4 protein-coding genes and 2 pseudogenes are annotated in these 7,853 nt (G+C 65.7%); 1 reads left to right on the forward strand and 5 read right to left on the reverse strand.

Features of this window, described 5'->3' with window-relative positions:
• Nucleotides 1-487: pseudogene (purH, locus tag FV222_RS12110) on the forward strand (bifunctional phosphoribosylaminoimidazolecarboxamide formyltransferase/IMP cyclohydrolase); the annotation flags it as partial.
• Nucleotides 488-1,084: 597 nt separating this feature from the next.
• On the opposite strand, the gene FV222_RS12115 reads toward purH, so the two are convergent.
• The 5 genes and pseudogenes from FV222_RS12115 to FV222_RS29580 all read right to left on the reverse strand — a co-directional run.
• On the reverse strand, nt 1,085-2,770 hold the full coding sequence (locus tag FV222_RS12115; RefSeq protein ID WP_147764039.1) for an MFS transporter: 1,686 nt from the start codon (nt 2,768-2,770) through the stop codon (nt 1,085-1,087).
• A 287-nt stretch (nt 2,771-3,057) separates the two neighbouring features.
• Nucleotides 3,058-4,752: a cation acetate symporter gene (locus tag FV222_RS12120; RefSeq protein ID WP_147764038.1), complete on the reverse strand. Its 1,695-nt coding sequence runs from the start codon at nt 4,750-4,752 to the stop codon at nt 3,058-3,060.
• The gene (locus tag FV222_RS12125; protein ID WP_147814415.1) at nt 4,749-5,123 is read right to left on the reverse strand and encodes a DUF485 domain-containing protein; all 375 of its coding nucleotides are present in this window, start codon (nt 5,121-5,123) and stop codon (nt 4,749-4,751) included. The genes FV222_RS12120 and FV222_RS12125 overlap by 4 nt, the downstream gene beginning before the upstream one ends.
• Nucleotides 5,124-5,267: 144 nt before the next feature.
• Entirely contained in the window at nt 5,268-7,217 is a 1,950-nt protein-coding gene (gene acs, locus FV222_RS12130) for an acetate--CoA ligase (RefSeq protein ID WP_147764037.1), read from the reverse strand.
• A 349-nt stretch (nt 7,218-7,566) separates the two neighbouring features.
• Nucleotides 7,567-7,853: pseudogene (locus tag FV222_RS29580) on the reverse strand (hypothetical protein); the annotation flags it as partial.

The raw sequence follows: 7,853 nt of genomic DNA on the forward strand, positions 1-7,853 counted from the left end.
GGGCGACACCGTGCGCACGCTCGCCGGCGGCCTGCTGGTGCAGGGCCGCGACGCCCTGGTGATCGACGACATGGCGCTGACCGTGGTGACGAAGCGCGCCCCGAGCGAGGCGGAGCTTTCCGACCTGCGCTTCGCCTACCGCGTCGCCAAGCACGTGAAGTCGAACGCCATCGTCTACGCCAAGGACGGCGCCACCGTCGGCATCGGCGCCGGGCAGATGTCGCGGGTGGATTCCTCGCGGATCGCCGCCTGGAAGGCCGCGGAGGGCGCCCAGCGCCTCGGCCGGGCGGAGAGCCTTGCGGTCGGGGCGGTGGTCGCCTCCGATGCGTTCTTCCCCTTCGCCGACGGCCTGATGGCGGCGGCCGAGGCCGGCGCCACGGCGGTGATCCAGCCCGGCGGCTCGATGCGCGACGACGACGTGATCCGCGCCGCCGACGAAGCCGGTCTGGCGATGGTGTTCACGGGGGTGCGCCACTTCCGGCACTAAGAAATTTTTAGTTTAGGAACATAGATCATTACAGATACGCCATACATCTACCGGCGTCAATTTTTAAATAATGGATTTATGAACTATGGCCTACAATTTACTGTACGCTATATTAGCATTAGGTGCTGGAGTCTTGTGTCTATACTCCGCAGAGTACACAGACGCTGCCCGCGCGCGCAGAGATCTAACTCACCCCATTGATTTCAAATTTCTTGAAAGCAGTGTGAGTGTATTTTTCTATACCTTCACTTCATTGGCATTAAGCTATGCGAACAATTTAGCGGGGTCAAAGTTTGATTACTTGCTGTCAAATCTCAAAACGTTTTTCATATGTGCACTTATAATGGGCGGGGTTGCTTATATTACTGCGAAACCCAACTTGCATGGTTTTGCCGCTCGTGCTGTTGCATCATTCACACGCTCGACAGGCGTCTTCATACTGTGTCTTTCTTGCTTTTACCTTGTGTCTTTGATAACAAAATAACTTTTCTGCTTAGGCGATTGTGTCTTCGTGATTTTGCAGCCGCATAACTTTATAATAACGAGGTGCGCCGAAATTTTCCTGAGCGAGCCTCATGGTGTTGCCCTCAGGAAAGCTCACGCGTCGGCGTAGATATCGCGATCCTTGGTTTCCGGCACCAGGAACACGCCGACGATCACGGTCGCGACCGCGATGACGATCGGGTACCAGAGGCCGTAATAGATGTCCCCGGTCTGGGCGACCATGGCGAAGGCGGTGGCCGGCAGCAGGCCGCCGAACCAGCCGTTGCCGATGTGGTAGGGCAGCGACATAGAGGTGTAGCGGATGCGGGTCGGGAACAGCTCCACCAGCATCGCCGCGATCGGCCCGTAGACCATCGTCACGAACAGGACGAGGACGAAGAGCAGCCCGATCACGCTCGCCACCTGCGGCCGGAAGACGTCGAACGGGCTCTTCATCTTGACGATGCCGGCGTCGTCCGCCTTCGGGTAGCCCGCGGCCTGGAGCGCCGCGGTGGCGGCCTTGCCGAAGTCCGCCGCCGGGCTTCCGGCCGGGAACGGCACGGCGGTGTCGTCGATCTTGACCACGGTCGGCTGGCCGGCGGGCCCGGCCTCGGTGGCGTACTTCACCGACGACTTCGCAAGGAAGTCGCGGGCGAGGTCGCAGGGCGCCGAGAACGTGCGGGTGCCGACCGGGTTGAACAGGTTGCCGCATTCCTTCGGGTCGGCCACCACCGTGACCTTCACCTGGTCGATCGCCCGCTCCAGGGCGGGGTTGGCCACCGCGGTCAGCCCATGGAATAGCGGGAAGAAGCTCGCCGCCGCGATGGCGCAGCCGGCCAGGATGATCGGCTTGCGACCGATCCTGTCCGAGAGGCCGCCGAAGAACACGAAGAAGCCGGTGCCGAGCAGGAGCGACCAGGCGATCAGCAGGTTCGCGGTGTAGCCGTCGACCTTCAGGATCGATTGCAGGAAGAACAGCGCGTAGAACTGGCCGGTGTACCAGACGACACCCTGGCCGGCGACGAGGCCGAACAGGGCGATGAGCGCGATCTTCGCGTTCTTCCACCGGCCGAAGGCTTCCGTCAGCGGCGCCTTCGAGGTGGTGCCGTCCGCCTTCATCTTCTGGAAGGCAGGCGATTCGGCGAGTTGCAGGCGGATCCAGACCGAGACGCCGAGCAGCAGCACCGAGACCAGGAACGGGATGCGCCAGCCCCAGACCTTGAACGCCTCCTCGCCGGTGAACGAGCGCGTCGCGAGGATCACCAGCAGCGACAGGAACAGGCCGAGCGTCGCGGTGGTCTGGATCCAGCTGGTGTAGAAGCCGCGTCGTCCGTTCGGGGCGTGCTCGGCGACGTAGGTCGCCGCACCGCCGTACTCGCCGCCGAGCGCGAGGCCCTGCGCCAGGCGCAACACGATCAGGATGATCGGCGCCGCGATGCCGATCGTCTCGGCGTTGGGCAGGATGCCGACGACGAAGGTCGACAGGCCCATGATCAGGATGGTGACCAGGAAGGTGTACTTGCGCCCGACGAGGTCGCCGACGCGGCCGAACACCAGGGCGCCGAACGGGCGGACGATGAAGCCGGCGGCGAAGGCCAGCAACGCGAAGATGTCCCGCGTGGCCGGCGGGTAGGCGGAGAAGAACTGCGCCCCGATGATCGTGGCGAGCGCGCCGTAGAGGTAGAAGTCGTACCACTCGAACACCGTGCCGAGCGACGACGCGAAGATCACGCGCTTGTCGGCGGCTGTCATCGGGCGGGCGGCGTCTCCCGGCCGCGGGATCGTGGTTGCAGCGGCCATGGCGACGGTCCTCCCCATCCTGTCCGTCCCGGCACTCGTTTCGCGGAACCGGACTCGACGACGACGTGCCGGCAACGCTCGGCCGTTCGCCGAGATTCGAACCCGCGAACGTTAGCGCAGGTGATGGTGCCACTGCATGGGCAGATGGTTTGGAAGGAAGATGAACATCACGATGTGACGACTTTTCCCCCCGGATCGCCCGTCGTCCGCGCGCCGCCGCCGGTACGAAAAAGGGGCGCGGCGGATGCCGCGCCCCCATTGTCGGGTCCCGTGCGTGACGCCGCGCGTCAGTGCGCGTGGGCGCCATCCGCGCCGATGCCGGTCTCCGAGCGCACGAACTGCGCCTCGAAGGCGGCCCGCTCGCGCTCGGCCCGCCGCGACTTGTCCAGCTTCGAGACGATATAGATCGTCGCGAAGGCCAGCGGCATCGAGAACAGCGCCGGGTTGTCGTAGGGGAAGATCGCCACCGGGTTGCCGAAGGTCGTCACCCAGACCGCCTTGGACAGCACCACCATGCCGACCGCCGCGATGAGGCCGACGAGGCCGCCGACGAGGGCGCCCCAGGTCGTGGTGCCCTTCCACAGGATCGACATGGTCAGCACCGGGAAGTTGCAGCTCGCCGCCACCGAGAAGGCGAGGCCGACCATGAAGGCGACGTTCTGGTTCTCGAAGACGTAGCCGAGGTAGATCGCCACGATGCCGATGCCGACGGCGGCGAGCTTGGAGAGCCGGACCTCGGCGGCCTCGTTGACGCGCCCGCGGGCGATCACCTGGGCATAGAGGTCGTGGCTGACCGCGGAGGCGCCGGCGAGCGTCAGGCCCGCCACCACCGCGAGGATGGTCGCGAAGGCCACGGCCGAGATGAAGCCGAGGAAGTACGGGCCGCCCACGGCGTTGGCGAGGTTCACCGCCACCATGTTGGTGCCGCCGACCATGTCCTTCAGCTTGTCGAAGGCGCCGGCCGGGCCGAGCTTGAAGTAGCTCGGATCGGACATCAGCAGGGCGATGCCGCCGAAGCCGATGATGAAGGTGAGGATGTAGAAGTACCCGATCAACCCGGTCGCATAGAACACCGACTTGCGGGCCGCCTGGGCGTCCGACACTGTGAAGAAGCGCATCAGGATGTGCGGCAGGCCGGCGGTGCCAAACATCAGGCCGACGCCGAGCGAGATCGCCTCGATCGGGTTCGACACGAGACCGCCCGGCGCCATGATCGCGTCACCCTTTGGATGGGTGGCGACGGCGGCGGCGAACAGGGTCTCGGGGTTGAAGCCGTACTTGTAGAGCACCGCGACGGCCATGAAGGTCGCGCCGCCGAGCAGCAGGCAGGCCTTGATCACCTGCACCCAAGTGGTCGCCTTCATGCCGCCGAACGCCACGTATACGATCATCAGCACGCCGACGATGATCACGGCGTAGAGGTAGGGCAGGCCGAACAAGAGCTGGATCAGCTTACCCGCGCCGACCATCTGGGCGATCAGGTAGAACGCCACCACAACCAGCGTGCCGACGGCCGAGATGATGCGGATCGAGGTCTGGTCGAGGCGGAACGACGCCACGTCGGCGAAGGTGAACTTGCCGAGGTTGCGCAGCCGCTCGGCGATGAGGAACAACACGATCGGCCAGCCGACGAGGAAGCCGGTGGAGTAGATCAAGCCGTCGAAGCCCGAGGTGTAAACTAAGCCTGAAATGCCGAGGAACGAGGCGGCGGACATGTAGTCGCCGGCGATGGCGAGCGAATTGGTGCCGGCCGAGATGCCGCCGCCGGCGGCGTAGAAGTCGGCCGCCGACTTGGTGCCCTTGGCGGCCTTGTAGGTGATGCCGAGGGTGAGCAGCACGAAGAACCCGAACATGCCGATCGCCGGCCAGTTCGTCGCCGCCTTCGTGACCGCGCCGATGTCGGGGCCGGCGGCGAGGGCGGCCGTGACGGCGAGGACCGCGAGCGCGCTGCCGAGGACGAGGGGATGCTTGAGACGGTTCATCGGCCGAGATCAAGCTTGAGGGCGGCGGTCAGGTCGTCGTAGCGGCCGTTGGCGCGCTGGACGTAGATGCCGGTGAGAATGAAGGCGAAGAGGATCACGAGGACCCCGAGGAGCAGCCCGAGCGAGGCGGTTCCGCTGCCGATCTTCACGGCGAGCAGGCTCTTGTCGAAGGCGATCAGGCCGATGAAGCCGAAGTAGACGGCGAGCATCAGGCCGGTGAGGATCCAGCCGAAGCGCGTGCGCTCCTCGACGAGCTGGCGGAAGATCGGGCTCTTGGCGACCTTGTCGTCGGCGGAGCCGAGCACGGTGCCGCCGAGCCGCGGCGCTGCTGGGACGGGACGGCCGCCGGGGCCGCTTGATGACGTGGACATGTACGCTCCCTCCGATGAAGGGGACCCGCGATCGGGGCCGCCTTCCGGTCGATGTGACGATGGTTTTTCATGTTGGAGGCGGACACCCGTGGGACGTCCGCCTCGGCGAGCGGGTCGGGGCCCACCCAGCGTCGAAGACCGGCCTCAGGGGGCGCGGTTCTGTCGATTCTCGATCAGGTCGTCGACAACCGCGGGCTCGGCGAGCGTCGAGGTGTCTCCGAGCGAGGAGAAGTCGTCCTCGGCGATCTTGCGCAGGATGCGGCGCATGATCTTGCCCGAGCGGGTCTTGGGCAGGCCCGGTGCGAACTGGATGAGGTCCGGCGAGGCGATCGGGCCGATGTCCTTGCGGACCCAGGTCACCAGCTCCTTGCGCAGCGCGTCGTCGCCCTCCTCACCCTCGTTGAGGGTGACGTAGGCGTAGATGCCCTGGCCCTTGAGGTTGTGCGGGTAGCCGACGACCGCCGCCTCGGCGACCTTGGCGTGGGCGACCAGCGAGGACTCGACCTCCGCCGTGCCCATGCGGTGGCCCGAGACGTTGATCACGTCGTCGACCCGGCCGGTGATCCAGTAGTAGCCGTCCGCGTCGCGGCGGGCGCCGTCGCCGGTGAAGTACTTGCCCGGATAGGTTGAGAAGTAGGTCTGCTCGAAGCGCTCGTGGTCGCCGTAGACGGTGCGCATCTGGCCGGGCCAGGAATCGGTGATGCAGAGGTTGCCCTCGCACGGGCCGTCGAGGACCTTGCCCTCGGCATCCACCATCGCCGGCTGCACTCCGAAGAAGGGGCGCGTCGCCGAACCAGGCTTCAACCTGGTCGCCCCGGGCAGCGGCGTGATCAGGATGCCGCCGGTCTCGGTCTGCCACCACGTGTCGACGATTGCGCAACGCGAGTCGCCGACCACCCTGTAGTACCAGTCCCAGGCCTCGGGGTTGATCGGCTCGCCGACCGACCCGAGCAGGCGCAGGCTGGCCCGCGAGGTCTTCTTCACCGGCCCCTCGCCGCCGCCCATCAGCGAGCGGATCGCGGTGGGCGCGGTGTAGAAGATGTTGACCTTGTGCTTGTCGACCACGTCCCAGAAGCGGGAGTTCGACGGATAGGTCGGGATGCCCTCGAACATCAGCGTCGTCGCACCGTTGGCGAGCGGCCCGTAGACGATGTAGCTGTGGCCGGTGACCCAGCCGACGTCGGCGGTGCACCAGTAGACCTCGCCCTCGCGGTAGTCGAAGACGTACTCGTGCGTCATCGCCGCGTAGACCAGGTAGCCGCCGGTGGTGTGCACCACGCCCTTGGGCTGTCCGGTCGAGCCCGAGGTGTAGAGGATGAAGAGCGGGTGCTCGGCCTCCACCGCCTCGGCCGGGCACTGGTCGGTCACCTGCTCGGCGGCCTCGTGGTAGTAGACGTCGCGGCCGGGCTCCATCGCCACGCTGCCGCCGGTGCGGCGCACGACCACGACGTGATCGACCACGTCCTTGCCGAGGCGAGCGATCGCCGCGTCGACGTTGGCCTTCAGCGGCACCTTGCGGCCGCCGCGCAGGCCCTCGTCGGCGGTGATGACGATCTTCGAGTCGCAGCCCTCGATGCGCGAGGCCAGCGAATCCGGCGAGAAGCCGCCGAAGACGATCGAATGCACGGCACCGAGGCGGGCGCAGGCCAGCATCGCGTAGGCGGCCTCGGGAATCATCGGCATGTAGATCGTGACGCGATCACCCTTCTCGACGCCGCGGTTGCGCAGCACGTTGGCCATCCGGCAGACCTGCGCGTGCAGCTCGCGGTAGGTGATGTGCTTGGACTCGTTCGGGTCGTCGCCTTCCCAGATGATCGCGGTCTGGTCTCCGCGGGTCTCGAGGTGCCGGTCGACGCAGTTGTAGGCGACGTTGGTCCTGCCGTCCTCGAACCACTTGATCGAGACCTTGCCCGGCTCGAAGCTGGTGTCCTTGACCTTCGAGAACGGCGTCATCCAATCGATGCGCTTGCCATGCTCGGCCCAGAAGGCATCCGGGTCCGAGACGGAGGCCGCGTACATCTCGAGATACTTGGCGTCGTCGGCATAGGCGCCCTCGCGCCACGAATCCCGCACCTCGACGATCTTCTCGTCCATCCCGCGTCTCCCTGATTGGTGCCCGATCGTATCGCGGTGGCCCGCGCAGCCGGGTCTTCCAAAGATTATCGTCGGCTTCGGCATGACGCCAACGCCTGCCACAGCCTCGAACCCTAAAAGGTCAGGGGCAACCCAATTCCTGCTAGGGGCGCCCGCAGAGGACTGTCAAGCCGGTCCGTCGCCCGCGACGACGCCTCGTTCGACCCCTGTTCAGATGATCGAGGCGGCCCGACGTTCCGATTTCGTGCCTGATGGATGATCTGCACGGCTGAGCGTGCGGAGTCTAACGGCACTGCTACGTTTCTAGCCAGTCTTCTGACAAAGATCGGGGATTGTTTTGGCACGCCCGTCACATAACCCGCATTTTAGATCCTGGGAGAAGAATCTCCACCAGCATCCCCTCACCGCTACGGTTGGAGACGCGCACGCGGCCGTGGTTGGCCTCGATCAACGCCTTGGTGAGCGGCAAGCCGAGCCCGGTACCATGCGCCTCGCCGCCCTCGCGCGGGGCACGCCCGGCCTCGATCTCGGACGCGCGCGCGCCTCCAACCGTAGCGGTGAGGGGATGCTGGTGGAGATTCTTCTCCCAGGATCTAAAATGCGGGTTATGTGACGGGCGTGCCAAAACAATCCCCG

It is taken from the genome of Methylobacterium sp. WL103 (assembly GCF_008039885.1).
Taxonomy (GTDB): domain Bacteria; phylum Pseudomonadota; class Alphaproteobacteria; order Rhizobiales; family Beijerinckiaceae; genus Methylobacterium; species Methylobacterium cerastii.

Excerpts from the sequence above, each read along its gene's own strand:
- FV222_RS12115 (WP_147764039.1), bottom strand. The coding sequence starts at position 2,770 with ATGGCCGCTGCAACCACGATCCCGCGGCCGGGAGACGCCGCCCGCCCG.
- FV222_RS12120 (WP_147764038.1), bottom strand. The coding sequence starts at position 4,752 with ATGAACCGTCTCAAGCATCCCCTCGTCCTCGGCAGCGCGCTCGCGGTC.
- FV222_RS12125 (WP_147814415.1), bottom strand. The coding sequence starts at position 5,123 with ATGTCCACGTCATCAAGCGGCCCCGGCGGCCGTCCCGTCCCAGCAGCG.
- acs (WP_147764037.1), bottom strand. The coding sequence starts at position 7,217 with ATGGACGAGAAGATCGTCGAGGTGCGGGATTCGTGGCGCGAGGGCGCC.